Raw genomic sequence first — 24,987 nt, forward strand, 5'->3', positions numbered from 1 at the left:
GGCGCCCTCGGTCGCCCCCGGCGCATCAGGACTGGTCCGAAAGCCTCTCCCGCAAGCGACGATTGACCGCTTCGGGCAGCAGTTCCGACACGTCACCGCCGAGCATCGCCACCTCTTTGGCCAGCGATGACGACACGAACGAATAGCGCGGGGCGGTCGCGACGAAGAAGGTGTCCACGCCTGCGACGTGTTTGTTCATCTGCGCCATCTGCAGCTCGTATTCGAAGTCGGTGCCGGTGCGCAGCCCCTTCACGATGGCCGTCATGCCGCGCGACCGGACGAAGTCGACGACTAGACCTTGGCCGGCTTCCGCCCGCAGGTTGGGCAGGTGCGTCGTCGATTCGTTGATCATTGCGATCCGCTCGTCGAGGTCGAACATGCCCTTCTTGGCGGGGTTGGTCAGGATCGCCACCACCACCTCGTCGAACTGAGCCGACGCGCGCTCGAAGACGTCGATGTGGCCCAACGTCACCGGGTCGAACGATCCCGGGCACACTGCGCCGCTCATGCGGGCGCCCCAGCGCAACGGGGTGGTCTACGCACACCGGGCGCCATGACGCGCGCCACGACGATGCAGAGCGAAGCGATGCTGAGAAGCGGCGCCATGACGCGCGCCGCGACGATGCAGAGCGAAGCGATGCTGAGAAGCGGCGCCATGACGCGCGCCGCGACGATGCAGAGCGAAGCGATGCTGAGAAGCGGCGCCATGACGCATGACGGTACACGCCCACCTCAACGACGCTCGGCCAGCTCCAAACGGGTGTCGCCGTAAACCCGTGGTGGCCATACCGACCAGCCGGACGGCCAATTCAGCGGCGCACTCCCGGCCGCCCGCTCCACCACAGCGACGCTGCCCTCGTGCACCCAACCATGGGCGGGCAACCCGGAAAGCACGGCCTCGACCTCGGCGGCGTCTACGTCGTAGGGCGGGTCGGCCAGCACCAGATCGAACGCGGCCGCGGTCCCGGCCGCCAGCACGGTTGCGACCGCTCCCCGGCGCAACGTCGCGCCGCGCAGACCCAGGGTTTCGATGTTGCGCGCGATGACGGATCCCGTGCGCGGGTCCGACTCCACGAAGAGCGCGGCGGCCGCGCCGCGGGACAACGCCTCCAATCCCAGTGCACCGGAACCGGAATAGAGGTCCAGCACGTTGAGGCCGGTCAGCTCGCGGCGGGCGGTCAAGATGTTGAAGAGCGACTCGCGCACGCGGTCGGTGGTGGGCCTGGTGCCGCGCTGCGGGACCGCAATGCGCCGGCCGCCGGCCACGCCGCCAATGATCCGGGTCACCTGCCCATACCTACAACAGCGTGGACCAGTAGTCCCAGAACCGCGCCATGATCATTGAGAACACTGCGGTGAACCAGAGTGCGGCGATGGACCACCGCCACTGGAAAAGCACCCATCCAGGACCGGACTGCCGACGTTGCAATACCGGGCGATAAGCGATCGAGGCGACCACTACCAAAAGCGAAATGGTGACCACCCACACCACCATGCAGTACGGGCACAGCGCATTGATCCGATACAGGCTCTGGAAGATCAGCCAGTGCACGAACACCGCGCCGACCGCCACGCCGATCGTCATCCCCAGCCAATACCATTGCGGCAAAGCCACTTTGGTCAACGCCAGTAGGCCGGTGACGACGACCACGGTGAAGGCCACCAACCCCAACAGCGGGTTGGGGAAGCCCAGCACGGACGCCTGGGGGGTGACCATCACCGAGCCACAGGCCAGGATCGGGTTGATGTTGCAGGACGGCACGTATGACGGGTCGAGCAGGATGTCGATCTTCTCGACCGTCAGCGTCATCGATGCCGCCAGGCCGACCAGACCCGAGATCAGCACCCACCAGGCACTGAGCGCCGGAACGCGCGCCGCCTCAGCTGGTTCCGGTGTCAGGTCCCCGGGGGGGTCGGCCGCTTCTGTCGACACCGCACCGGTCATGTGGAGGCTGGGGCGACCGCGCCGTCGATGCCCGGAATGTTGCCCACGATTTCTTTGATCTTGTTGACCATCGCCTCAGGTGTCGAGGGATCGTAGTCATCGCCGTTGATTTTGATGGTCGGCGTGGCGTTGATATGCGCGGCCGCCGCCGCACCGGTGACCTTGGAAAGGTATTTGCCGCTGTTGATGCAGTCCGGCACCCTGCCCACCACGCCCGCCTCGCGGGCGAGTTCGATCAGCCGCGCATTGTCGGGAAAGGTCTTGCCGGTTTCGCTCGGCTGAATGTCGGTGCTGAACAGCGCGGAGTGGAAGCGCCGGAATGCGTCCTGGTTCTCATCGGCGACGCACAGCGCCGCAGCACCCGCCCGCGAGGAATAGTTCTGGTTTCGTGAGCTGTCAAGGATGGACACCATGGAGTAGTCCGCCGCGATCGCGCCGATGTCGATGAGCCTGGAGACCGTCGGACCGAAGGTGCGCTCGAAGTTGCCACAGGCCGGGCACAGGAAGTCCTCGTAAAACGTCACCACGGCCTTGGGATTACTGCTGCCCGGCTGGGTGACCAGCTTGCTCGACGTCACCCGCACGGCATCGCCGGCGCCGCTGGGTGCGGCCTTCTTGTGATGCGACGTGACGATGTAGAAGACGAGGGCGACCGCGAAGATCACCACGAACGCGGTGCCGCCGATCTGGACGAGCCTGCTCGACTTACCGGCCGAGGCCGACTTCATGTCAAATCGGGGGGGACGTTTGGGTTTGTCGGCCACAGGTTCCCTGATCTTTCGGTACGAGTTATCGGTCTGTCAGGTTGCGGACAAAGCGATCGGACAAAGCGTCTCTAGGTTACCGGCGCCCGCGGCTCACCGAGTCAGACCCGGCTCAGGTGTGCCCGCAAGGCGGAAATCAGTTCGCTGGTCGCCACCATGCTGTCGCCGCCCAGCGGGAACAAATTGACGAAGCCATGGGTCAGCGAACCCAGGTAGCGCAGGTCTACCGAGACGCCGGCGGCCCGCAGCGCCTCGGCGTAGCTCTCGCCTTCGTCGCGCAACGGATCGAAGCCGGCGACCGCGATCAGTGCGGGCGCCAGTCCCGTCAGCGATTCGGCCAGCGCCGGCGACACTCGCGGGTCGGTCCGGTCCAGATTCGAACGCCGCAGATATTGGGATTCAAACCAGTCGATGTCCCGCTTGGTCAGCACGAAGCCGCGCGAGAAGAGGGTCAGCGACCGGTTCTGAGCGGTGCAGTCGGTCTTGGGATAGATCAGCCATTGCAGCGCCGGCGCGGGACCATCCTCGTCGCGCGCTATCTGGCTGACCACGGCGGCCAGGTTGCCGCCCGCGCTGTCCCCGCCGACCGCGACCCGTCCCGGAATCGCGCCGAGCTCGCCGGCGTGCTCAAACGCCCAGATGAAGGCCGCGTAAGCGTCGTCGATGGCGGCCGGGGCCGGATGTTCGGGTGCCAGACGGTAGTCGATCGACAAAACGTGAATGCCGGCGTCACGACAGATCAGCCGGCACAGCGCGTCATAGGTGTCCAGATCACCGATCGACCAACCGCCACCGTGGTAGAAGACCAGCAGCGGCGCGGCCGCGCCATCGGCCGGACGGTAGTGGCGGGCCCGGATCGCGCCGGCCGGGCCGGGGAGCGACAGTTCGTCGACGTCAACGTGGATCTGCGGACCGGGCAGCCCCACGATCTGCTCGCGCAGCTGGGTGCGCGACGCCTGCACGTCGTCGTCGACCACCAGCCCGTCGATCCCGACGGCGCGTAGGCCCGACAGCATCAGCTGCAGGGTCGGATCCAGTGTGTTGCCGTCGATGATGACCGAACGACTGCGGACCAGCCCTCGCCGCAGCGCGGTCGGGATCCACGGGATGACCTTGGTCCCGAGATTGGTGATGGCGCCCTGGATCCGACTGGCCAGCGGCACCGAATGTTCGGCCCCAGACTGAACTCCCGGCGCCCCTGACAGGAGCCTGGTCATGAACAACCCCCTTACGACAACACGTGCTAACGCTCGACGACGAACGGCCATCAGTTCTCACCGCACATCGCCTCTCAAGGCTTACCGGCCCGGGTGGCCACCAAACGGAGCGGTCAACACCGCCGTCGATCATCCGGCCCATCGACATCACCGGCTCGCCGCATCGCGGAAGCCCGCCGATGGCGGACCGCCGCGCGACTAACTGTACGGGGTCGCCTAACGGGTGCCGACGGCGCGGATAGACGCCCGTCCAGGTGTTGGTTAGGTTGCCTTTACACACTCGGTACTATCGTGATCCCAGGTCGGTGAGCTTTCATCGAATTGCGAGCAACTTCGACGTGTTCGATATCGAGCGCCTCGAACTCGGCGCCGGACAGCGTCGATCTCGTCGCTCGATGACGGAACCCGGCTCGGTGCACATCTCGAACCTTCAATTTCACAGGCAGGTGAATGAATTGGCCGGCGAGTCGGGCTCCGCCTTACCCTCAATTGCTCTCAACGACGAAAACACGATCCCGGCCCTCGGCCTGGGCGTCGCGGAATTGTCCGATGACCAGACCGAACGTGCGGTGTCGGCTGCGCTGGAGCTCGGCTGCCGGCTGATCGACACCGCCGCTGCTTACGGGAACGAAGCCGCCGTCGGGCGTGCGATCGCCGCCTCCGGGATTCCCCGCGCCGAGCTGTTCGTCACCACCAAGCTGGCCACCGCCGACCAGGGTTTCAAGGGAGCGATGGACGCCTGCAACGCGAGCCTGGAGCGGCTCGGCCTCGATTACGTCGACCTGTACCTGATCCACTGGCCCGCCCCGGCTTTGGGGACCTATGTGAACTCCTTCGGCGGCATGATCCAGTCCCGCGCGCAGGGTCAGGCCCGCTCGATCGGTGTCTCCAACTTCACCGAGGAGCACCTGACCACGGTCATCGACCTCACCTTCGTCACCCCGGCGGTCAACCAGGTCGAGCTGCACCCGCTGCTCAACCAGGAAGCGCTGCGCAAGACCAACGCCGAACACAACGTGCTCACGCAGTCCTACACACCGCTGGTGCTGGGCAAGCTGAACGACAACCCGACGGTGAACTCGGTCGCCGGCGAATACGGCAAGACCGCCTCGCAGGTATTGCTGCGATGGAACCTGCAGCTGGGCAATGCGGTCGTCTTCCGGTCGGCCAATGCCGAACACATCGCGTCCAACTTGGACGTGTTCGACTTCGAGCTGGCCGACGAGCACATGGATGCGATCAGCGCGCTCAACGACGGCACTCGGCTGCGCCCCGACCCGGAAACCTACGAAGGCGCGTAACCCGTTACCCGGTCGGGCAGGTGGTCGCGGCCTGACGCAGGACGCCGGTCGACGCCAGGTCCACCGGCAACGAGTAACCGCGCAGCACCGCGATGAACTGCATGGCGTACTGACACGCGAATGCCGCATTCGGCGGCATCCACTGCGCCGGCGGCGAATCGCCCTTGTCCTGATTGGCCTGCCCGTCGACGGCCAACAGGTTGGCGGGATCGTTGGCGAAGCGCAGCCGCTCGGGGGCCGGCCAGCCATAGGCGCCCATGTCCCAGGCGTAGGCGAGCGGGACGATGTGGTCGATCTGAACGGACTCGCCGATCTTGGGGCCGCGCTGGAACGCAATGGTCTTGTTGGTGTACGGATCGTGCAGCGTGCCGGTGGCCACGGCGTCCGGACACCGCTTGATCGACACGTAAGTCTTGTCGACGAGATCGCGGTTGAGGATGTCGTCGCGGGTGTCGCATCCGTTATGCCCCATCGGGGCGTCGTTTTCGTCGTCCCAGGCGGCGCCGAATGCCGACCGCAGGTAGTCGTAGCGGTGCTGGCGCAGCGGCACGACGGCGACGCCTCCCAGCACATCGGTGCCTGGCTGGACGGTCGGAACGTCAGCGCGCGCAGCGTATTCGGCGGAGCGTCGTGCGGTCGAGGATCCCACCGTCTGGTAGGCCACCAGCAACGCGAGCGCCGCCGCCGCGGCAAGCCACAGCAGTAGCTTGCGGTTCACGACTTGTCCAGATATTCGATGCGGTCGGTGTCGGTGAATCGCGCGGCCAGCACCGTCAAGCCGGGGTTCGAGCGGTCGTCGGTGTAGGCCTGCACGCAGAAGTCTCGGGCGGCCTCGATGAACTCCTGATGATCGGCCAGGGACAGCAGTCGCAATGTGATCGCCTTTCCGGACTGGTTGCGGCCTAACACATCTCCCTCACGGCGCTCCTTGAGGTCGAGATCGGCCAGGGCGAAGCCGTCCAGCGTCTCGGCCACCGCACGCAACCGCCGGCCGGCCGCCGAATTCGGCGCCGACCAGCTGGCGAACAGGCATAGGCTCGGATGCCGGCCGCGACCGATGCGGCCGCGCAGCTGATGCAACTGACTGATCCCGAACCGGTCGGCGTCCATCACCAACATGACGGTGGCATTGGGGACGTCGACGCCTACCTCGATGACGGTGGTGCACACCAGCACGTCGACCTCGCCGGACCGAAAGGCCGCCATCGCGGCGTCCTTCTCCTCGGCCGGCAGCCGCCCATGCATCAGGCCCAGGCGCAGATTCGCCAGCTCGCCGGAGCGCAGCCGGGCGTACAGACCCTCGGCGGTCTCCGGCGCCTTGCCGTTCTGCTCCTGATCCCCCGGGTCGTCGCTCTCGTCGATGCGCGGCGCCACGACGTAGGCCTGGCGGCCGGCGGCCACCTCCTCGGTGATGCGCTGCCAGGCCCGGCCCAGCCACGCCGGCTTTTCCCTGACGAAGATGACGTTGCTGGTGATCGGCTGGCGGCCGCGCGGGAGTTCGCGCAGCGTCGAGGTTTCCAGGTCGCCATACACGGTGAGCGCGACGGTGCGCGGAATCGGCGTCGCCGTCATCACCAGCAGGTGTGGCGTTACCCCGGGACGGGCCTTGGCCCGCAACTGATCTCGCTGCTCCACACCGAAGCGGTGCTGTTCGTCGACCACCACCATGCCCAGGTTGTCGAATTCCACCGCGTCCTGCAGCAGTGCATGGGTGCCGACGACGATGCCGACCTCGCCGCCGGCGATCTCGGCGCGGATCTGTTTCTTCTGGGCGGCAGTCATCGAACCGGTCAGCAGCGCCAGCCGGGTGCCGTTATCGGCACCGCCCAGCTGACCCGCCATCGCCAACGGGCCAAGCACGTCGCGGATCGACCGGAGATGTTGTGCCGCAAGTACTTCCGTGGGCGCCAGCAGTGCGCACTGATAACCGGCGTCGACCATCTGCAGCATGGCCAGCACCGAGACGATCGTCTTGCCGGAGCCGACCTCGCCCTGCAGCAATCGATTCAGCGGGCGGGTCGCCGCGAGCTCGTCGGTCAACACCCCGAGCACCTCCCGCTGCCCCGCGGTCAACTCGAAGGGTAAGCGCCCCAACAACTCTGCGGCCAAACCATCCGCACGCGGCTGCGCCGACGGCCCGGACTCCGACAACTCGCCGTGACGACGGGCCACCAGCGCCCACTGCAGGCCGACGGCTTCGTCGAAGGTCAGGCGCACACGGGCCCGCTGGCGCCGCGACTCGCTCTCGGCCAGGTGGATGTCGCGCAGCGCCTCGTCTTCAGAGACCAAGCCGAGTTTCTCGCGCAGGGCCTCGGGCACCGGATCCGGCACCGGATCGAGCACGTCGAGCACTTGGCGCACGCACGAAAAGATGTCCCAGCTCTGCATTTTCGTGCTGGCCGGATAGATCGGGAAGAAGTGGCGTTCGTAAGCGTCCAACAGTTCCTCACCGCTGGTCGCTTTCGAGGCGTTGGCGATGTTCTTCAGAGATCGGGTCCCGCGGTTGCGTCCGTCCGGGGAGTCGAGGATGAGGAACGCCGGGTGCGTCAGCTGCATGACGTTGTTGAAGAATCCGACCTCGCCGGAGAGCATCACCTTGGTGCCCTTCGTCAAATCCTTTTTCAGGTAATTCGCGTTGAAGAACGTCGCGGTCACCTTGCTGCGCCCGGCGCCGAGGGTGATGCGGTGGCACAGTTTCTTCGGCGTCTTCTTCATCGGGAACGTCTTGGCTTCGGCGATCGTGTCGATGATGGTGATGTGCTCGCCCGTTTCGGGCCGCTCGCCGTCGGCGTCCCATCGCGTCGCGCCCTCGGTGTAGCTGCGCGGATAGTGGCGCAACAGGTCGTCGACGGTGCGGATGCCGAACACCTCGTCGAGCGATTCGGCGGCCTTGGCGCCCACGACGAAGTCCAGCCGGTCGCTTAGCGAGACCATCGCTACTCGACCCCGATCAGCAGCGCGTCACCGTGGTGGCCGGTGCGGTAGGTGACCAGTTCGGTCCCGGGGTGGTGATCGTGCATGTGCCCTTCCAGGATGTCGCTGAGCGCGCCCGCGTCGGCGTCGCCTTCGACGGCGGCGCCCAGCAGCACCGTCACCAGGTCGCCGCCGGAGGCCAGCAGGAGATCGAGCAGACCTATCGCCGCCCCGATCACATCGGCGGCCACGATCAGCACCTCGTCGCCCGCGATGCCCAGGCCGTCGCCGGTGTGGCAGCGGCCCGCCCAGGTCAACGCGCTCTCGGTGGCGATGCGCACCGACCCGTGCCGTGCCGCGCCGGCGGCGCGGGCCATCGTGTAGCCGTCGTCAACCGCCTGGCGGTCGGTTTCGTGCACGGCCAGCGCGGCCAGCCCCTGCACCATCGACCCGGTCGGGATCGGCACCACGTCGATCCCCCAACCGATGGCCGCGGTGCAGCCGGCCACCAGTTCCTCGGCCGGCACGTAGCCGTTGGGCAGCACCATCACCTGTGCGGCACCGGTGTCGACGATGGCCCGCATCAGCTGGTGCGCACTGATGTTGGTGACGGGATCGCGCGCGGCCGGATCGCGTTGCAGCACGCAGGCCCCCTCACCGGCGAACAGGTCCGCGGCACCGTCGCCGTCGACCACCGCGAGCACCGCGCGCTCGCGCGTCCAGCCGCCGACGGGCAGCCCGGGGCTGGCGGAGCTCAACGCCGAGATGACGATGCGGCTGAGCCGCCCGGCCGCCAGCCCCGCCTCCACGACGGCGCCGGCATCGTCGGTGTGCACATGGACCGAGTACGTGCTTTTCGCCGCTGACGGCGCAGACGCGATGCCGACCGAATCACCCAGTTCTCCCAGCCTGTCGCGCAGCGTGTCCGCCGCCGTGCGGTCGCAGCCGTCCAGCCGGTACATCACCTCGAACTGGGGCGGCGGGCGCTGTGCGGGCACCTCCGGCTGTGGCGCGCGCGGCGACAGCTCGTACACCGTGCGGGCCGGTGCTTGCCCGGTGATGGTGGACCGCAGCGCGTCCAGCAGGACGAGCAGGCCTCGCCCGCCGGCATCCACGGCGCCGGCGTCGGCGAGCACGTGGAGTTGTTCGGGCGTCTTCTCCAGCGCGACCACCGCAGCGTCACCGGCGGCGATGACCGCCGCCACCAGGCCGTCCCCGGCTGCGGCGCACTGCGTTACGGCGGTTGCGGCCGCCCGCAGCACCGAGACGACGGTCCCGGGGACTTCCTCACCGCCCATCGAGCTGATCACCAGCTCCACGCCGCGCTGCAGCGCGGCACCCAGGACCACCACGTCGATGTGGGACAGCTCACCCCCGGCGTCGGCCGCGGCGGTCGCGGTAACGTCGGCGATGCCCCGCAGGATCTGCGACAGGATCACCCCGGAATTGCCGCGCGCGCCGTTCAGGGCACCGGTCGACAGCGCGGCCGCGGCCCGCGCGACGCAGGTCGAGCCACCCTCGGTGCCGGCGCCCACTTTGGCTTCGGCCAGGGCCGAACGCATGGTGAACAGCATGTTGGCGCCGGTGTCGGAGTCGGCGACGGGGAAGACGTTGAGCCGGTTGATCTCGTCGATGTGCGTGATCAGGTCGCTGACGGCGGTGTGCGCCCAGTCGCGCAGGGTGATCGCGTCGAGCAGACGATCCTCCGACGTGTCAGCAGTGCCCAGGGTGACCCACCTCCTCCGCACCTGTCGTCGCCCAGCACCCGGTGGGCGCCAGCGTAGCCCGGCAACGCCCGCTGCGGCTGCCGGTAACCACGCGGGCCGAATCAGCCATCGAGCCTAGCCAGAGGGTGCGACAGCGGCGGTGACCGTTTTGGCGGATGCCAAGACAGTCGGTATCCTCAGGTGGGCCCGGGTGCACCCGGGTTGTCCCGGCCAGATTGCCGGACCCCCGAGATTTGAGGAGCTTGAACAATGGCCGCTGTGTGCGACATCTGCGGGAAAGGCCCCGGCTTCGGTAAGTCGGTGTCGCACTCCCACCGCCGCACCAGCCGCCGGTGGAACCCCAACGTCCAGACCGTGCACGTCGTCACCCGTCCGGGCGGCAACAAGCAGCGTCTGAACGTCTGCACCTCCTGCATCAAGGCCGGCAAGGTCGTCCGCGGTTAGTAAGCGATCGCCGGCGCGGGCCGCGGCGCTGTAAGCCGGGCGCGGCGGGTCGCCGCACAGTCCAAGCCGCGCGCGCCGGGTCACCACCATCGGGCAAGCGCAGCCGTCGTTCACATGACGACGTGGCCGGCGTCCACGGGTAACGCCACGCCGGTGATGTAGCGCGAGCGCGGTCCGGCGAGCCAGAGCACCGCTTCGGTGACGTCTTGGACCTCGACCAACGCCGCGTCGGGCAGCAGCGTCTGGGACAGCGCCGGGTTGGGGTTCTCCAGCATCCGGTTCACCACGAAATCGTTGAGGATCATCGGCGTCGCGACACCGCCCGGGTGAATGGAATTGACCCGAATCTTGTGTGCCGCATAGGCATTCGCCGCCGAACGCATCAGCCCCACCACTCCGTGCTTGGATGCGGCGTAGGCGAACATTGCCGCGCTACCGTCGCCGCCGCGGCCGGTCAGGCCCTGCGATGAGCTGACCAGCACCACCGAACCGCCCCGGCCCTTGCGCACGATCGAGGGAACCGTCGCCAACAGCGTGTGCCACGCGCCCTTCAGATTGGTGTCGACGATCGTGTTGAACACCGGTTCGGACTCGGGGTCGGTGACCCCGATGGCCACCACCCCGGCATTGGCGATAACGACGTCGATGTCGCCGAGTTCGTCGACACCGGCCTGGACCCCAGCCTGCAGGGCCTTGAGGTCACGGACGTCCACCGCGACGGACACTGCTTTGCGCCCGGCCGCCTGGACCAGCTGCACGGTCTCGGCGAGCTCGGATTCGGTCCCCAAGGAATAGGGGATCGCGTCGAGATCGGCGCAGATGTCGACGGCGATGATGTCGGCGCCCTGTTCAGCCAGCGCGACGGCATGGCTGCGGCCCTGTCCGCGCGCGGCGCCGGTGATGACGGCGACCGTGTTCTCGAATTCACCCATGGCTATACCTCCAGTGTCGTGCCGGTTTCGTGCTCGGCGAAGGCCACCAGCCGCGCGGCCGTGTCGTAATCGCATGCCAGCGGCGCGCGGCCGATCAGCACCGGGCCGCCGCGCAGCCCGAACCTGCCAGTGACCCCAACGTAGCTGCCCGGCGGAATCGGCTCGCTAATGCAGTAGAGCGTGGGCGCCGCACCCTCGTCGATGTCGTTGGCCAACCGGTCGGCCACCGCCTTGACGCCCTTGTGGGCCAGCGACATCAGCGGCGAGTCGCCCAGGTTCGACAGGTTCGAGGCCACCCAGCCCGGATGGGTGAGCTGCGTGACGATCGGCGATCCGGCGGCGCGCAGCCTGCGATCCAGCTCCAGGCCCCACAGCATGACCGCGAGCTTCGACTGCGCGTACGCGCCCAACCGCGTCCACTTGTGCCGGCGCAAGTGCAGGTCATCGAGGTGCAGCGTCGCCGACCGGTGCGCGTCGGACCCGACGTTGATGATCTGCGAACGCACCTTTGCCAGCAGCAGATTGGTCAGCGCGAACGGCCCGAGCAGGTTGGTGCCGAGCGTCATCTCGAAGCCGTCGACCGTCTCGGTGCGCCGGTCGGTCAGGGCGCCGGCGTTGTTGATCAGGATGTCCACCGGCTCGTCGATCAGGCCCGCAAAACTCCGCACTGACGACTGGTCGGCGAGGTCTAGCTTGACCACAGATGTCGAGCCGCCCATCGCCGAAATCTCCGTGGCGCGTTGCTCGCCGAGTTCGGTATTGCGCACCGCGAGGATCACGTGTGCGCCGGCTTTGGCGAGCGCACGCGTGGTGCCGAGCCCGACACCGTTGGTCGCTCCGGTGACGATCACACGTTTGCCGGTGAGGTCGCCGAGCCTGCTCGGTGTCCACGGTAAGGTCACGGCGATCAAGGGTAATGGTCGGTTCTATGTAAGTTGAACCGGCACTGCCAACATAAGAGCCGAAGACTCCCGAGGCGGTTCGACATGAGTGACAGCGCCACCGAGATCACCAACCTCATCTACACCTACGCGCAGCTTCTCGACGGCGGCGACCTGGACGGGGTGGCCCGGCTCTTCGAGCGCGGCCGCATCTGCGGGGTGGAGGACGGCCCACCGGAGACGGTGTTCGACGGTTCCGCGCGGGTTCGAGAGATGTATGAGATGGCCACGCGGATCTATGACGACGGCACGCCGAAAACGAAACACAACACGACCAACGTGCAGCTCTACATCGACGAGGCGGCCGGGACCGCGCGGAGCACGTCCTACTACTGCGTCACGCAGGCCACCGCCGACCTGCCGCTGCAGGTGATCGTGACCGGGCACTACAAAGACACCTTTCACCGGGTGGACGGGGCATGGTGCTTCGACAGCCGCACCATGTTCGTCGACCAGGTCGGCGACGTCAGCCAGCATCTGAAGTTCTGACCCGTGGCATCCGTGAGCGCGTGCGACGGACCGATCGACCCGACGTGGTGCTCTGCGACAAGCTTTTTGGACAGCACATCGGAGGAGCAGCACATGCCTGATCACCCGATCGCGACGGCGTCCCAGCACGAACAGGAGCTGGCGGCCCTCGACCTGATCGAGCACGCTACCGTCAAGGCCGCCTACCGCACGATCGCCGAGACCTGGCTCGGGCGCGCCAAGGCGTCGGACGCGATGCGCGAACGGTTCAACGACGCGTTCGCCGAGGTGATGTTCTCGGCGGCGGTGTGGTCGTCCAATCAGGACAAGCTGCGGCCTAAGGTCAGCTGCATCACCCGCCTCGCCCACCCGGTAAATGGCCGGAGCATTCCCGGATCGCGTTGGGGCATCGACAATCCCGACAGCGTCTACCGGGTAATCCCGATCTCCGGGGAGGAACGTTACGAGATCCACGGCCGGGTCGGAGAGCACCGCATGACCGAGAACTATTTCACGCTGTGGGACGCGCACATGGGCACCGTCGCCGTGCTCAACGGCCGCACCATGCAGGTCGAGTCCGGCGGCTACACCATCACCGTCGACGCCGAACCCGCCAGCGGGCGGCCAAACCACGTGCAGACGTCGCCGGAAGCCCACGAGTTCTACATCCGCGACGTGTTACTGGACTGGGGCCGCGACGATCCCAATCACATTGCGGTGCAACGACTTGGCGGCCCACCGACCACGCCGGCGCGCACGCTCGACGAACAGGCCGAGGCCACGGCGGCGATGATGGATCGTTTCGCCAACTTCACCGGCAAGCTCAGCCACGGTATCTACAAGATGCCGGCCAACCATTTCAACCTGGCCTGGTCAGCCGACAAGGTCGGCGCGATGCGCAAGCAGGTCTACGTCATGGGCCGGTTCGACCTCGCCCCCGACGAGGCGTTCGTCGTCGACCTGAATGACGGTGGCGCCGAATACTTTACCGTCCCGCTGAGCAACATCTGGGGCACCACTTTGGATCTCGTCGACCGCACCGGCAGCCTCAATAAGGCGCAGTCGGTGGCAAACGAGGATGGTTCGTACACCTACGTGGTCTCGCCCGTCGACCCCGGCGTCGCGAACTGGATCGACTCCGACGGCTTGCGGGAAGCCATCTTGACCCTGCGCATGGCGGAGTTCGGCGAGGGCGGTCCGCGGCAGGACCTCGGCGCGCGGGGGCGGGTGGTCAAGCTGGACCGGCTCGACGCCGAGGCGCCCCACTTGCCGCGGGTGAACGAGGGCCAGCGGGCGATCGAGCTGGCGGTGCGGCGCAAGGCCTATCTGCGTCGCCTGCCGGAAGGGACGATCTGACGATGTCGCGCTGGCTGATCACGGGGTGCTCCACCGGCTTTGGCCGCGAGATCGCATGCGCCGCACTGCAAGCCGGCCACAGCGTGGCGGTAACCGCACGGCGGGCCGAGGCCGTCGCCGATATCGCCGACGAATTCGGCGACCGAGCCCTTCCCGTCGCCCTCGACGTGACCGATGCCGCCCAGATCGCGGCGGCGGTGTCGGCGGCCGAAGCGGCGTTCGGCGGAATCGACGTCCTGGTCAACAATGCGGGTCACGGGTATCTGTCCGCGGTGGAAGAGGGTGAGGACGCGGTGGTGCGAAAGCTATTCGACGTGAACTACTTCGGTGCCGTCGACTTGATCAAGGCGGTGCTGCCGGGCATGCGCGCCCGCGGGTCCGGTCACATCATCAACATGTCCTCGATGACGGGTCTGGTGGCCAACCCGCCCAACGCCTATTACTCCTCGACGAAGTTCGCGCTGGAGGCGGTGACCGAGGCGCTGGCCGCAGAGGTGCGCCCGCTGGGCATCAAGGTGACCGCCATCGAGCCGGGCGCGTTCCGCACCGATTGGGCGACGCGGTCGATGACGGAATCGGGCAACCCCATCGCCGACTACGCCGACGTGGCCGCGCGCAAGAACCTGATCAAGCAGTTCGCCGATCACCTACCCGGTGATCCCAAAAAGGTCGCCGCGGCGGTGCTGATGGTGACCACGCTCGACGAGCCGCCACTACGGCTGTTGCTGGGCCGTGACGTGCTGAAGGCCATGCGGGACAAGATCACTGCGATGTCGGCGTCGATCGAGCAGTGGAAGGCCGTCACAAAGGACGTCAATTTCGCGGACTCGTGACAGCTACTGGCCGCGACAAATTACCACGCACACGACACGCCGGGTGGAATGTGCCTGGTTTATGTCTCGAAAAGCGGTGCGCCAGCCCGTCAATACCGCACGATGAGGACCGTCTTGCCGGCGCGCCTGTCGGCGTCGCGGCTTTCATACGCCTCCCGGCCCTCGTCAAGGCTGAACGTCCGGGCGATCGCGACATGCAACCGGTCGCCGTCCACCAGCGCGGCGAGTTCGTCAAGCTGGCTGCGATTCGGCGTGACGATGAAGAAGGTTGCGGTGACGCCGAACTCGTCGGCCCTGCCGTCCGGAGGCGGTGCCGACAAGGTGACCAGGCGGCCCCCTCGGCGCAGGACGCCGAACGATCGCTCCAGGGTCTGTCCGCCGACCGTGTCGATGACGACGTCGTAGCCGGCGCCGGCTTCGTCGAATGCCTCCGTGCGCACGTCGATCACTCGATGGGCCCCGCAGCCGCGCAGGAGGTTGGCGGTGCCGCTGCGCACTGTCGCGGTCACGTGAGCACCCAGCAGCGCGGCCAGCTGCACTGCCAGCAGGCCCACTCCCCCGGCGCCCCCGTGCACCAGCACGGCCTCGCCCGGTTGCACGGCGGCGTGGTCCACCAAAGCCTGCAGAGCGGTCAGGCCGGCCAGCGGCAGCGCGGCGGCGACGACGTGCGACACCGTTGACGGCTTGGTGGCCAGGTCGGCCGCGGGCACGGCCACGAATTCGGCCGCCGCACCGTCGCGGTCGAACCCGATCAACCCGTACACCTCGGCGCCGGGTGCGAAATCCGTGACGTCGGCGGCGACCGCTTCGACGACGCCCGATACCTCGTGTGATGGGATCACCGGGAGTCGGCTGGCCCCGTCGCGGGTCCAGGTCTCCTCCCACGTGAGCTCGTCGAAGGTGATCCCTGCCGCGTGTACGGCCACCAACACTTCGCCGGCGGCCGGCACCGGCCGCGGCGCACGTTCAAACACCAGCTCTTCCGGGCCGCCCCGCCGGTGCGCCCGCAGCGCGGTCATCTCGGTCATGGCAGGCGCCAATCGATCGCCTCTGCGCCCATCCCGGTCAGCAGCTCGTTGGCGCGGCTGAACGGGCGCGAACCGAAGAACCCTCGCGAGGCCGACAGCGGCGACGGATGCGGCGACTCGATCGCAACGCAATTTCCCTGGGCAAGAATCGGTTTCAGTGTCGAAGCATCACGCCCCCACAGGATCGCCACCAGAGGCCGCGACCGCTCCGTCAGCGCCCGGATGGCACACTCGGTCACCGCCTCCCAGCCTTTGCCGCGGTGTGAGGCGGGATTGCTGGGGCGCACCGTGAGCACCCTGTTCAGCAGCAGCACGCCGCGCTGGGCCCAGGGCGTCAGGTCACCGCACGAGGGTAGCGGATGGCCCAGATCCGTGGCGTACTCCTGAAAAATGTTGGCCAGACTGCGTGGCAACGGTCGCACGTCGGGCGACACCGAAAAGCTCAGGCCCACAGCGTGTCCGGGCGTCGGGTACGGATCTTGCCCGACGATCAGCACCCGGACGTCATCGAAGGGATAGGTGAAGGCTCGCAACACATTCGGTCCTGCGGGTAGATACCTGCGCCCGGCCGCGATCTCGGCCCGCAGGAATTGCCCCATCTCGGCCACCTGATCGGTCACCGGTCGCAGCGCACTCGCCCAGCCGGGCTCCACCAGTTCACTCAGCGGGCGCGCGGTCATCATCGGCTCTTCGCGATCGCGTAAACGGTCACCGCGTCACCCTAATACGACTGCCAGCCGGCGTAGCCCATCCACTCCTGATCGTCGACGAGCACCCGCGCCGGCCCGTCGAGAACCCGCCCGATGATGCGCCATCCGGCCGGCGCGGGACCAGCGAAACACGCCGCCAGCGCGTGGTCCTCACCGCCGCCCAGCACCCAGTGCCAGGGATCGGCGCCCACCGCGGCCGCGGCGGCGCCCAGCGCATCGCGGTCCGCGGCCAGCGCCGCCGTGGACACATCCATGCCCACCCCTGAGGCCTCGGCGACATGACGGAGGTCGGCGACCAGGCCGTCGGAGATGTCGATCATCGCCTGCGCACCCGCGGCGGCTGCCACCGCTCCCTGACCGTAGGGCGGCCGCGGCACCACATGCCGGCGCCGCAGCTCATCGTGGCCATCAATATCGTTGCGCCACAAGTCAAATCCTGCCGCCGAGCGGCCCAGCTCCCCGGCGACCGCGATCAGCGCACCGGGCTTCGCGCCCGATCGGAGCACCGGTGGGTGTCCGTTCGGGTCGCCCAGCACCGTCACCCCGATGACCCACTGCGGGCAGTGGACCAGGTCACCGCCGGCAATGCCCGCACCGATCCGTCGCGCTTCGTCCCACATCCCGTCGACCAGCTCGTCCAGCTTCGCCGCCGGCGTATCACCGGGTGCGCCGAAGGCCACCACAAATGCCGTCGGCCGACCGCCCATCGCCTCGATATCCGCGGCGTTCTGGGCAATCGCCTTGCGGCCGATGTCGTGCGGCGTTGACCAGTCCAGCCGGAAATGCCGATCCTGGACGAGCATGTCGGTCGACACCAGGGCGCGGCCATCACCCGAGGTCACCAGCGCCGCATCGTCCCCCGGCCCGAGCACGACCGCGGCGGGCTGCTCGCGGCCCCGCACCAGTCGATCGATCACGGCGAACTCGCCGAGTTGCTGCAATGACGGGTTTTCGCCCGATTCGTCTTGCACGCCACCTCCTTCGGCGCGTCGGTCCGGTGCGGGCCGGGCGCACCATAGGCCCCGCCCGCGGAACGGACCGCGCCAGTGTAGAACTTCGCGCGTGTGCGGGCCTTTTTTCGGCACGAGAATAAATTGGCACCCGGGTCAAGGCGGGCGATAGTGGTCAAGAGAGAAGGAGGTGCGTGGGCGGTGCCAACCCAGTCGGACGCCGATGTCGGGCCGCCGCGCGCGCTGATCATTGTCGCGATCGCGCTAGCGGTCGCGACAATCGGCGTGATCCTGGCCATCGCGGCAACCCGCGAGGCGCCTCCGCGTTCAGTTGCGGTTCCCGCGGTTCCGGCGCCGCAGGCCAGCGGCACCGCATGCGGGGCGTTGATGGGTGCGCTGCCGCAGCGGCTCGGCGATTATCAGCGCGCGCCCCTTGAGCAGCCGGCCCCGCACGGCGTCGCCGCCTGGCGGAGCGGGCCGGCCGGTGACCCGGTGGTGCTGCGTTGCGGGCTGGACCGCCCGGCCGAGTTCGTTTTGGGATCCCCGATCCAGGTTGTCGATCGGGTGCAATGGTTCCAGGTGCGTTCCGAGCAGCAATCCGCCGGTGATGCGGGCCGGTCCACCTGGTACGCGGTGGATCGCGGAGTCTACGTTGCGCTCACGCTGCCGAACGAATCGGGACCGGCGCCGATTCAGCAGCTATCCGAGGTGCTCGACCGCAGCATCCCGGCGGTGCCCATCGACCCCGGCCAGCCCCGCTAGATCGAATGGTGGCGACCCGACGCGCCCGGCCACGCCGCGCTGGCGATCGCCACAGGATCAAATGGTGGCGACCCGCCGCGCCCGGCCACGCCGCGCTTGCGATCGCCACATGATCAAATGGTGGCGACCCGCCGCGCCCGGCCACGCCGCGCTTGCGATCGCCACAGGGATCGCCACTAACGCAGGCCCACGCCGCGGGCCAGGGCGGTCTGAACCATCGTCGCAAGCAAGGTCGCGTAATCCACGCCGCTGGCCGCCCACATCCTCGGGTACATCGAGATCGTGGTGAATCCCGGCATCGTGTTGATCTCGTTGAGCACCGGCCCGTCTTCGGTGAGGAAGAAGTCCACCCTGGCCAGGCCCTGGCAGTCGATCGCCTTGAACGCCCGGACCGCCAATTGGCGCACCGCGTCGGCGATTTCGTCATCCACCTTGGCGGGCACGTCCAATTCGGCCGCGTCGTCGAGGTATTTGGTCGAGAAATCGTAGAAGGAATCCTCGCGCCCGCGCACCCCCGCGACCCGTATCTCGCCCAGCGTGCTGGCTTCCACTGTGCCGTCGGGCATTTCGAGTACGCCGCATTCCAGCTCACGACCGACGACGGCGGCCTCGATGATGACTTTGGGGTCATGCCGACGCGCCATCGCGATGGCGCCGTCCAGCTGATCCCAGCTCGACACCCGGCTCACGCCGATCGAGGACCCGCCCCGGGCAGGTTTGACGAACACCGGCAGGCCCAGCCGCTCGCACTCGTCAGGGCGTGGCCTCGAGCGCGTCGGGCGCAGCACTGCGTAGTCACCGATCGGCAATCCTTCGGCGGCGAACAGCTTTTTGGTGAACTCCTTGTCCATGCCGGCCGCGCTGGCGAGCACGCCGGCCCCCACGTAGGGCACACCGGCGAGTTCCAGCAGACCCTGGATGGTGCCGTCCTCGCCGTAGGGGCCGTGCAGCACCGGAAACACCACGTCCACCGACGCCAACACCTCACTGGCGCCGGGTGCAAGGGACACCAGCTGGCCGCTGCGCTGAGGATCGGCGGGCAGCGCCAATTCTGTGCCCGACCCGGCGGTTACCTCGGGCAGTTGCCGGTCGGTGATCGCCAGCGCGGCCGGGTCGCCGTCGGTGAGCACCCATGACCCTTCCGGAGTAATGCCGATCGCGAGCACCTCGAACCGCTCCGGGTCCAGATTGCGCAAAATGCTGCCCGCTGAGACGCACGAGATGGCGTGCTCATTGCTGCGCCCGCCGAAAACGACGGCGACGCGCACCCGCTCGCTTGAGCTGGGGCGCGGCGACCGCTGGCTGGCATTCACAATCTCAAGAGGCTACCGGGTGGTTCCCGGCCCGGTCGGGTGGCGGGCCTTGGCGTGGCCCTTTCTCCCATGTTCGGCGTCGCTTATTCGGGCTTGGTTCGGCGGCCTAGGAGCAGGGCCATCGCCTCGTCCACCGACAACCCTTTGTGACAGACGCGGTGAACGGCGTCCGTGAGGGGCATTTCGACGTCGTAACTGGCGGCCAGCGCCAACACCGCCTCGCAGGACGTCACACCCTCGACGACGTGCCCGTCGCCGCCATCGGGCGTGCCGGCCAGCACCGTCTGGATGGTCTCCCCCCGGCCGAGGCGTTCGCCCAGCGAACGATTGCGCGAACGCGGTGAGCTGCAGGTCGCCACCAGGTCACCGACTCCGGCCAGCCCGGCCAGCGTCGCGCCCTTGGCGCCGAGTGCTATCCCCAGCCGCATGATCTCGGCCAGGCCGCGGGTGATGATCGCCGCCGTGGTGTTCTCGCCGAGCCCGACACCGACCGCCATGCCGCACGCCAGGGCGATGACGTTCTTGCAGGCCCCGCCGATCTCGGTGCCGACCACGTCGCTATTGGTGTATGGGCGAAAGTAGCCGCTGTTCAGCATGCGCTGCAGGGCGACCGCCCGGCCCGAGTCGCTGCATGCGATGACGGTGGCGGCGGGCTGGCCTGCGGCGATTTCGCTGGCCAGGTTGGGGCCCGAGATCACCGCCACCTGGGACGGGTCGACACCGGTGACTGCGACGATGACCTGGCTCATCCGCATCAGTGTGCCCAGCTCGATGCCCTTGGCCAGGCTGGCCAGGGTCGCGCCCTCGCGGATCAGCGGCGCCCAGCGCTCGAGGTTGCCGCGCATCGTCTGCGCCGGCACGCCCAGCAGTACCGTCGACGCGTCGTGCAGGGCTTCGGCGGCGTCGGCGGTGGCACGGATGCCCGGCGGCAACAACGTCCCGGGCAGGTAATCGGGGTTGTATCGGGTGGAATTGATCTGCTCGGCGAGCTCGGGCCTGCGGGCCCACAGCGTGACCCGCGTCTCGGGCCCGCCAGCGTCGACCAGCACTTTGGCCAGCGCCGTGCCCCACGCCCCGGCGCCCATCACCGCGACGGCGCCCGATGATGCGCTGGTCATGTGTCACTCCCTGTCCGTGGTCGGTGTCGCTCGCGCGGCACGTGCAGCCGCTACACCCTAGATCAGCGACGGACCGGGCGTCACGGAGGCAAGCGTGTTCCGTGCGCCCGGCGGATCGCCCCCGATCGGCGAGCGATCCGCGGCGCATCGCTGGCAGGATGATTTCTCATGAGCGGCATACGAGCCGACGGTGCGGTCAACGGCACAGGCGATGTGGCGTTGATCATTGCCGTCAAGAGGTTGGCCGCGGCCAAGACCAGGTTGGCCCCCGTCTTCTCGGCACGCACCCGGGAAAGCGTGGTACTCGCCATGTTGGTGGACACCCTGACCGCCGTCAATCGGGTCCGATCGCTCGGTTCGATCACCGTAGTCACACCCGACGACGCCGCGGCCGCGGCTGCCAGCAATCTGGGAGCCGAAGTGCTGGTCGACCCGACACCCGAAGGTCATCCCGATCCACTGAACAACGCCATCACCACCGCGGAACGCGCGGTGGCGAGTTCTTTCGCCAATATCGTTGTGCTGCAAGGGGATTTACCTGCGCTACAGAGCCAGGAGCTGAACGAGGCCATAGCTGCGGCACGCCAGCACCGGCGCAGCTTCGTCGCCGACCGGCTGGCGACGGGCACCGCCGCGCTGTTTGCTTTCGGCAGCCCGCTCGACCCACAATTCGGCTCCGATTCCTCGGCACGGCACCGCAGTTCGGGTGCGATCGAGCTGACCGGCGCGTGGCCGGGCCTGCGGTGTGACGTCGATACTCCCACCGACCTCGCCGCCGCCCGTCGCCTCGGCGTTGGGGTGGCGACCGCCCGGGCCATCGCGACGCACTGATTTCGATCGGTCAATCTGTCGGTGGGGTAAACGGCATCCCAACGGCGAATGGATGTCCCTCGAGCGCTAGCAGCACCCGCGCATGATGAGCAATGATCGCAGGGTGACTGAAATCGAAGCTGAGGCGCGACCCGACGAAAATTTGTGGCATTCGGGCGACTCGGCCGTGGCGGCACCACCGGCGGCGACCCAGGCCACGCTGACCGATCTCCCCGAGGACCGCTACCTCAACCGCGAACTGAGCTGGCTCGACTTCAACGCCCGCGTGCTGGCGCTCGCCGACGACAACTCGCTGCCGCTGCTGGAACGTGCCAAATTCCTGGCGATCTTCGCCTCGAACCTCGACGAGTTCTACATGGTGCGCGTCGCGGGCCTCAAACGCCGTGACGAGATGGGGCTGTCGGTTCGCTCCGCCGACGGTTTGACGCCGCGCAAGCAACTTGCCCTCATCGGGGAACAAACTCAGCGGATCGCGACCCGGCACGCGCGGGTGTTCCTCGATTCGGTGCGGCCCGCGCTCGCCGAGGAAGGCATTCACATCGTCACGTGGGCCGATCTCGAGCAGCATGAGCGTGACGAATTGTCGAATTATTTCACCCAACAGGTCTTCCCCGTCTTGACGCCGCTGGCCGTCGACCCCGCGCACCCCTTCCCATTCGTCAGCGGCCTCAGCCTGAACCTGGCGGTCATGGTGCGTCAGCCCGAGGACGGCGGTCAGCACTTCGCCCGAGTCAAGGTGCCCAACAACGTCGATCGCTTCGTCGAGCTCGCCCCCATCAACAGCTCGGACGACGGCGGGCGGACCATCGTCCGCTACCTACCGACGGAAGAGCTGATCGCGGCCTTCCTTCCTCTTCTCTTCCCGGGCATGGAAATCGTGGAGCACCACGCTTTCCGCATCACCCGCAACGCCGACATGGAAGTCGAAGAAGACCGCGACGAGGATCTGCTGCAGGCGCTGGAACGGGAATTGGCGCGCCGCCGGTTCGGCCCGCCGGTGCGACTCGAAATCGCCGACGACATGACCGAAGGCATGCTCGAATTGCTGTTGCGCGAACTCGACGTGCATCCCGGTGACGTCATCGAAGTCCCCGGACTGCTCGACCTTTCGTCGCTGTGGCAGATCTACGATCTGGACCGGCCGGCACTCAAGGACCCGGCGTTCGTCCCGGACACCCACCCCGCCTTCGCCGACCGCGAATCTCCCAAGAGCATTTTCGCGACGCTGCGCGAAGGCGACGTCCTGGTGCACCACCCCTACGACTCCTTCTCTACCAGCGTGCAGCGCTTCATCCAGCAGGCCGCCGCGGACCCGAACGTGTTGGCGATCAAACAAACGCTGTACCGCACCTCCGGGGATTCGCCGATCGTGCGGGCGCTGATCGAAGCGGCCGAGGCCGGAAAGCAGGCCGTGGCGCTCGTGGAGATCAAGGCGCGTTTCGACGAACAGGCCAACATTCGTTGGGCACGCGCACTCGAGCAGGCGGGCGTGCATGTGGTCTACGGGCTCGTCGGCCTCAAGACGCATTGCAAGACATGTTTGGTGGTGCGCCGCGAAGGTTCTACCATCCGGCGGTACTGCCACATCGGAACCGGCAACTACAACAGCAAAACCGCCCGACTGTACGAGGATGTCGGCCTGCTTACGGCGAACCCCGATATCGGCGCGGACCTCACCGACTTGTTCAATTCGCTTACCGGCTATTCGCGAAAGGTCTCCTATCGCAATCTGCTGGTGGCACCGCATGGAATTCGGGCCGGCATCATCGAGCGTGTCGAACGCGAAATCGAAGCGCACCGCGAACGCGGAAACGGACGCATTCGGTTGAAGATGAATGCGCTTGTCGACGAGCAGGTGATCGATTCGCTCTACCGGGCGTCGCAGGCCGGGGTGCGGGTTGAGGTCGTGGTACGCGGCATCTGCGCGCTGCGCCCCGGCGCCGAGGGATTTTCCGAAAACATCTTCGTCCGCTCGATTCTCGGTCGTTTCCTGGAGCACTCGCGGATCATCCACTTCCGCAACATCAACGAGTTCTGGATCGGCAGCGCCGACATGATGCACCGCAACCTCGATCGGCGCGTGGAGGTGCTGGCTCAGGTCAAGGACCCCAAGCTCACGGCGCAGCTGGACGAATTGTTCGAATCTGCACTGGATCCGTCCACTCGGTGCTGGGAATTGGGTCCCGACGGGCAGTGGACCCCTTCGCCACAAGAGGGCCATACCGTGCGCGACCACCAAGTATCGTTGATGGAGCGCCATCGCAGTCCCTAGCTCTGTGCGGTGATATTCCGGTTATTTCTCCGGGCCGCATCCCGATTAAGCGTGCGGTTCTGAGGAAAATTGATCTGCAGGAGTTGAGGTGCCGACCCAGAATTCGTCCGCCGCACGGCGCTCCGGAAGCCGAGTCGTTTTTGCTGCCGGCGCGGTGCTGTGGCGACCCGGCACGGGTGATGCGGGCGACCACGACGTCGAGATTGCTGTCATCCACCGTCCCCGGTATGACGACTGGTCACTGCCCAAGGGCAAGGTGGACCCCGGCGAGACGGCTCCGGTGGCAGCCGTGCGCGAGGTGCACGAGGAGACGGGTCAGCACGCCATCCTCGGCAGGCGGCTCAACTTGGTGAGCTATCCGATCGACCAGGGCGTCAAAAAGGTGTGCTACTGGGCGGCGCGCTGCACGGGGGGAGAATTCGTGCCGGGCAACGAAGTGGACGGGTTGGTGTGGCTGCCCCTCCGCGAGGCGATAGAGAAGCTGGACTACACGCAAGACCGAAAAGTGTTGCGCCACTTCAACAAAAAGCCCGTGGACACGCACACCCTGTTGGTGGTCCGGCACGGCACGGCCGGCCGGAAATCGCGTTTCTCCGGCGACGACGCAAAGCGGCCGCTGGACAAACGTGGACGCGCGCAGGCTGAGGCGCTTGTGCCGCAGCTACTCGCCTTCGGTGCGTCGCAGGTGCATGCGGCCGATCGCGTCCGTTGCCACCAGACCGTGGAACCGCTTGCCGAAGAATTGGCCGTGCCCGTTCACAACGAGCCCACGCTCACCGAAGAGGCCTACGCCAAGAACCCGAAACGGGGACGCCACCGAATGCTGGATATCGCCGAGGAGAAAGGCACACCGGTTGTCTGCACCCAAGGCAAGGTGATTCCAGACTTGATCGCGTGGTGGTGCGAGCGCGATGGCGTGCGGCCGGACAAAGCGCGCAACCACAAGGGCAGCACCTGGGTGCTGTCACTGTCGGACGGACGGTTGGTGGCTGCCGACCACATCGGCGGCGCGCTGGCCGCCAATGTTCGGGCTTAACGTGATGGCGCCGGCCCACTGGGCCCGGCTCCGCCAAGCGTGTGACCGCCGCAAGCGTATGGCGGCGGCCCGCCGCAAGCGCACGAATACCCTTCGGGGGCTTCAATGCCGCCCGAAGGGTACTCG

General features: G+C 67.4%; 25 protein-coding genes. 9 read left to right on the forward strand and 16 right to left on the reverse strand.

All coding sequences use genetic code 11. The features are described from left to right. Nucleotides 1-25: 25 nt before the first annotated feature. The 6 genes from coaD to A5686_RS05650 form a co-directional block, all read right to left on the reverse strand. Nucleotides 26-508 carry a pantetheine-phosphate adenylyltransferase gene (gene coaD, locus A5686_RS05625; protein WP_067931965.1) on the reverse strand — a complete coding sequence of 161 codons (483 nt, stop codon included), beginning with the start codon at nt 506-508 and terminating at the stop codon, nt 26-28. After that, complete coding sequence (locus A5686_RS05630) at nt 505-708, reverse strand: hypothetical protein (RefSeq protein WP_067931967.1); 204 nt, start codon at nt 706-708, stop codon at nt 505-507. Before A5686_RS05630 ends, coaD begins: the two co-directional genes overlap by 4 nt. Nucleotides 709-732: 24 nt before the next feature. Continuing rightward, on the reverse strand, nt 733-1,287 hold the full coding sequence (rsmD, locus tag A5686_RS05635; protein ID WP_067931969.1) for a 16S rRNA (guanine(966)-N(2))-methyltransferase RsmD: 555 nt from the start codon (nt 1,285-1,287) through the stop codon (nt 733-735). 10 nt (nt 1,288-1,297) lie between these two features. Further along, on the reverse strand, nt 1,298-1,945 hold the full coding sequence (locus tag A5686_RS05640; RefSeq protein WP_067931971.1) for a vitamin K epoxide reductase family protein: 648 nt from the start codon (nt 1,943-1,945) through the stop codon (nt 1,298-1,300). Then, a complete protein-coding gene (locus A5686_RS05645) occupies nt 1,942-2,709 on the reverse strand; it encodes a DsbA family protein (RefSeq protein WP_067931972.1) in 768 nt (255 codons plus the stop codon). Before A5686_RS05645 ends, A5686_RS05640 begins: the two co-directional genes overlap by 4 nt. Before the next feature lie 101 nt (nt 2,710-2,810). Then, nucleotides 2,811-3,926 carry an alpha/beta hydrolase gene (locus A5686_RS05650; protein WP_067931973.1) on the reverse strand — a complete coding sequence of 372 codons (1,116 nt, stop codon included), beginning with the start codon at nt 3,924-3,926 and terminating at the stop codon, nt 2,811-2,813. A gap of 455 nt (nt 3,927-4,381) precedes the next feature. On the opposite strand from A5686_RS05650, the gene A5686_RS05655 reads away from it, so the two are divergent. Beyond that, nucleotides 4,382-5,227, forward strand: coding sequence for an aldo/keto reductase (locus tag A5686_RS05655; protein WP_197520486.1), 846 nt, complete (start codon nt 4,382-4,384; stop codon nt 5,225-5,227). Nucleotides 5,228-5,231: 4 nt separating this feature from the next. On the opposite strand, the gene A5686_RS05660 is transcribed toward A5686_RS05655, so the two are convergent. From A5686_RS05660 to A5686_RS05670, 3 genes are read right to left on the reverse strand one after another with little or no spacing between them, the layout of a single operon-like run. Then, complete coding sequence (locus tag A5686_RS05660) at nt 5,232-5,945, reverse strand: HNH endonuclease family protein (protein ID WP_067931974.1); 714 nt, start codon at nt 5,943-5,945, stop codon at nt 5,232-5,234. Then, nucleotides 5,942-8,161: an ATP-dependent DNA helicase RecG gene (gene recG, locus A5686_RS05665; protein WP_067931975.1), complete on the reverse strand. Its 2,220-nt coding sequence runs from the start codon at nt 8,159-8,161 to the stop codon at nt 5,942-5,944. The genes A5686_RS05660 and recG overlap by 4 nt, the downstream gene beginning before the upstream one ends. A 2-nt stretch (nt 8,162-8,163) precedes the next feature. Next, nucleotides 8,164-9,867, reverse strand: coding sequence for a DAK2 domain-containing protein (locus tag A5686_RS05670; protein ID WP_156749956.1), 1,704 nt, complete (start codon nt 9,865-9,867; stop codon nt 8,164-8,166). A gap of 249 nt (nt 9,868-10,116) precedes the next feature. Here A5686_RS05670 and rpmB point away from each other — a divergent pair, with 249 nt between their 5' ends. Continuing rightward, nucleotides 10,117-10,311: a 50S ribosomal protein L28 gene (gene rpmB / locus A5686_RS05675; RefSeq protein ID WP_067931976.1), complete on the forward strand. Its 195-nt coding sequence runs from the start codon at nt 10,117-10,119 to the stop codon at nt 10,309-10,311. Between the two features lie 110 nt (nt 10,312-10,421). On the opposite strand, the gene A5686_RS05680 is transcribed toward rpmB, so the two are convergent. Continuing rightward, a complete protein-coding gene (locus tag A5686_RS05680) occupies nt 10,422-11,243 on the reverse strand; it encodes a mycofactocin-coupled SDR family oxidoreductase (protein ID WP_067931977.1) in 822 nt (273 codons plus the stop codon). Nucleotides 11,244-11,245: 2 nt separating this feature from the next. Then, entirely contained in the window at nt 11,246-12,145 is a 900-nt protein-coding gene (locus A5686_RS05685) for an SDR family NAD(P)-dependent oxidoreductase (protein WP_067932026.1), read from the reverse strand. 84 nt (nt 12,146-12,229) lie between these two features. Between A5686_RS05685 and A5686_RS05690 the strand changes: the two genes are divergently transcribed. From A5686_RS05690 to A5686_RS05700, 3 genes are all read left to right on the forward strand, one after another. Then, on the forward strand, nt 12,230-12,673 hold the full coding sequence (locus A5686_RS05690) for a nuclear transport factor 2 family protein (protein ID WP_067931980.1): 444 nt from the start codon (nt 12,230-12,232) through the stop codon (nt 12,671-12,673). A 93-nt stretch (nt 12,674-12,766) separates the two neighbouring features. Then, the gene (locus tag A5686_RS05695; protein WP_067932029.1) at nt 12,767-14,008 is read left to right on the forward strand and encodes a hypothetical protein; all 1,242 of its coding nucleotides are present in this window, start codon (nt 12,767-12,769) and stop codon (nt 14,006-14,008) included. A gap of 2 nt (nt 14,009-14,010) precedes the next feature. Next, nucleotides 14,011-14,841, forward strand: coding sequence for an oxidoreductase (locus A5686_RS05700; protein WP_067931982.1), 831 nt, complete (start codon nt 14,011-14,013; stop codon nt 14,839-14,841). 89 nt (nt 14,842-14,930) lie between these two features. On the opposite strand, the gene A5686_RS05705 is transcribed toward A5686_RS05700, so the two are convergent. Genes A5686_RS05705 through A5686_RS05715 form a run of 3 tightly spaced genes read right to left on the reverse strand, consistent with a single transcriptional unit; the run spans nt 14,931 to nt 17,550 of the window. Beyond that, complete coding sequence (locus tag A5686_RS05705) at nt 14,931-15,860, reverse strand: NADP-dependent oxidoreductase (RefSeq protein ID WP_067932031.1); 930 nt, start codon at nt 15,858-15,860, stop codon at nt 14,931-14,933. A 5-nt stretch (nt 15,861-15,865) separates the two neighbouring features. Beyond that, nucleotides 15,866-16,549 carry a uracil-DNA glycosylase gene (locus tag A5686_RS05710; RefSeq protein ID WP_067932030.1) on the reverse strand — a complete coding sequence of 228 codons (684 nt, stop codon included), beginning with the start codon at nt 16,547-16,549 and terminating at the stop codon, nt 15,866-15,868. Nucleotides 16,550-16,590: 41 nt separating this feature from the next. Then, the gene (locus A5686_RS05715; RefSeq protein WP_067931983.1) at nt 16,591-17,550 is read right to left on the reverse strand and encodes a thiamine-phosphate kinase; all 960 of its coding nucleotides are present in this window, start codon (nt 17,548-17,550) and stop codon (nt 16,591-16,593) included. 180 nt (nt 17,551-17,730) lie between these two features. Between A5686_RS05715 and A5686_RS05720 the strand changes: the two genes are divergently transcribed. After that, nucleotides 17,731-18,291 carry a DUF3515 domain-containing protein gene (locus A5686_RS05720; RefSeq protein ID WP_082947502.1) on the forward strand — a complete coding sequence of 187 codons (561 nt, stop codon included), beginning with the start codon at nt 17,731-17,733 and terminating at the stop codon, nt 18,289-18,291. Between the two features lie 176 nt (nt 18,292-18,467). Here A5686_RS05720 and A5686_RS05725 read toward each other — a convergent pair whose 3' ends face one another. Both A5686_RS05725 and A5686_RS05730 read right to left on the reverse strand, forming a co-directional pair. After that, nucleotides 18,468-19,604, reverse strand: a complete 1,137-nt coding sequence (locus tag A5686_RS05725) for a D-alanine--D-alanine ligase family protein (protein ID WP_067931985.1) — start codon at nt 19,602-19,604, stop codon at nt 18,468-18,470. Nucleotides 19,605-19,687: 83 nt separating this feature from the next. Continuing rightward, complete coding sequence (locus A5686_RS05730; protein ID WP_067931986.1) at nt 19,688-20,722, reverse strand: NAD(P)H-dependent glycerol-3-phosphate dehydrogenase; 1,035 nt, start codon at nt 20,720-20,722, stop codon at nt 19,688-19,690. 168 nt (nt 20,723-20,890) lie between these two features. Between A5686_RS05730 and cofC the strand changes: the two genes are divergently transcribed. From cofC to A5686_RS05745, 3 genes are all read left to right on the forward strand, one after another. After that, entirely contained in the window at nt 20,891-21,553 is a 663-nt protein-coding gene (cofC, locus tag A5686_RS05735) for a 2-phospho-L-lactate guanylyltransferase (RefSeq protein WP_067931987.1), read from the forward strand. A gap of 82 nt (nt 21,554-21,635) precedes the next feature. Then, the gene (locus A5686_RS05740; RefSeq protein WP_067931988.1) at nt 21,636-23,825 is read left to right on the forward strand and encodes an RNA degradosome polyphosphate kinase; all 2,190 of its coding nucleotides are present in this window, start codon (nt 21,636-21,638) and stop codon (nt 23,823-23,825) included. Nucleotides 23,826-23,913: 88 nt separating this feature from the next. Beyond that, complete coding sequence (locus A5686_RS05745) at nt 23,914-24,861, forward strand: NUDIX hydrolase (RefSeq protein ID WP_067931990.1); 948 nt, start codon at nt 23,914-23,916, stop codon at nt 24,859-24,861. Nucleotides 24,862-24,987: the final 126 nt, after the last annotated feature.

The sequence above is a fragment of the Mycobacterium sp. E2479 genome (genome assembly GCF_001667925.1).
GTDB lineage: Bacteria > Actinomycetota > Actinomycetes > Mycobacteriales > Mycobacteriaceae > Mycobacterium.

What these genes read in the sequence shown, in the direction of transcription:
- A5686_RS05730 (WP_067931986.1), bottom strand. Translation starts at nt 20,722, where the DNA reads ATGACCAGCGCATCATCGGGCGCCGTCGCGGTGATGGGCGCCGGGGCG.
- coaD (WP_067931965.1), bottom strand. Translation starts at nt 508, where the DNA reads ATGAGCGGCGCAGTGTGCCCGGGATCGTTCGACCCGGTGACGTTGGGC.
- A5686_RS05630 (WP_067931967.1), bottom strand. Translation starts at nt 708, where the DNA reads ATGGCGCCGCTTCTCAGCATCGCTTCGCTCTGCATCGTCGCGGCGCGC.
- recG (WP_067931975.1), bottom strand. Translation starts at nt 8,161, where the DNA reads ATGGTCTCGCTAAGCGACCGGCTGGACTTCGTCGTGGGCGCCAAGGCC.
- A5686_RS05695 (WP_067932029.1), top strand. Translation starts at nt 12,767, where the DNA reads ATGCCTGATCACCCGATCGCGACGGCGTCCCAGCACGAACAGGAGCTG.
- A5686_RS05705 (WP_067932031.1), bottom strand. Translation starts at nt 15,860, where the DNA reads ATGACCGCGCTGCGGGCGCACCGGCGGGGCGGCCCGGAAGAGCTGGTG.
- A5686_RS05740 (WP_067931988.1), top strand. Translation starts at nt 21,636, where the DNA reads ATGATGAGCAATGATCGCAGGGTGACTGAAATCGAAGCTGAGGCGCGA.
- cofC (WP_067931987.1), top strand. Translation starts at nt 20,891, where the DNA reads ATGAGCGGCATACGAGCCGACGGTGCGGTCAACGGCACAGGCGATGTG.
- A5686_RS05690 (WP_067931980.1), top strand. Translation starts at nt 12,230, where the DNA reads ATGAGTGACAGCGCCACCGAGATCACCAACCTCATCTACACCTACGCG.
- A5686_RS05650 (WP_067931973.1), bottom strand. Translation starts at nt 3,926, where the DNA reads ATGACCAGGCTCCTGTCAGGGGCGCCGGGAGTTCAGTCTGGGGCCGAA.
- rpmB (WP_067931976.1), top strand. Translation starts at nt 10,117, where the DNA reads ATGGCCGCTGTGTGCGACATCTGCGGGAAAGGCCCCGGCTTCGGTAAG.
- A5686_RS05700 (WP_067931982.1), top strand. Translation starts at nt 14,011, where the DNA reads ATGTCGCGCTGGCTGATCACGGGGTGCTCCACCGGCTTTGGCCGCGAG.
- A5686_RS05710 (WP_067932030.1), bottom strand. Translation starts at nt 16,549, where the DNA reads ATGACCGCGCGCCCGCTGAGTGAACTGGTGGAGCCCGGCTGGGCGAGT.
- A5686_RS05680 (WP_067931977.1), bottom strand. Translation starts at nt 11,243, where the DNA reads ATGGGTGAATTCGAGAACACGGTCGCCGTCATCACCGGCGCCGCGCGC.
- A5686_RS05640 (WP_067931971.1), bottom strand. Translation starts at nt 1,945, where the DNA reads ATGACCGGTGCGGTGTCGACAGAAGCGGCCGACCCCCCCGGGGACCTG.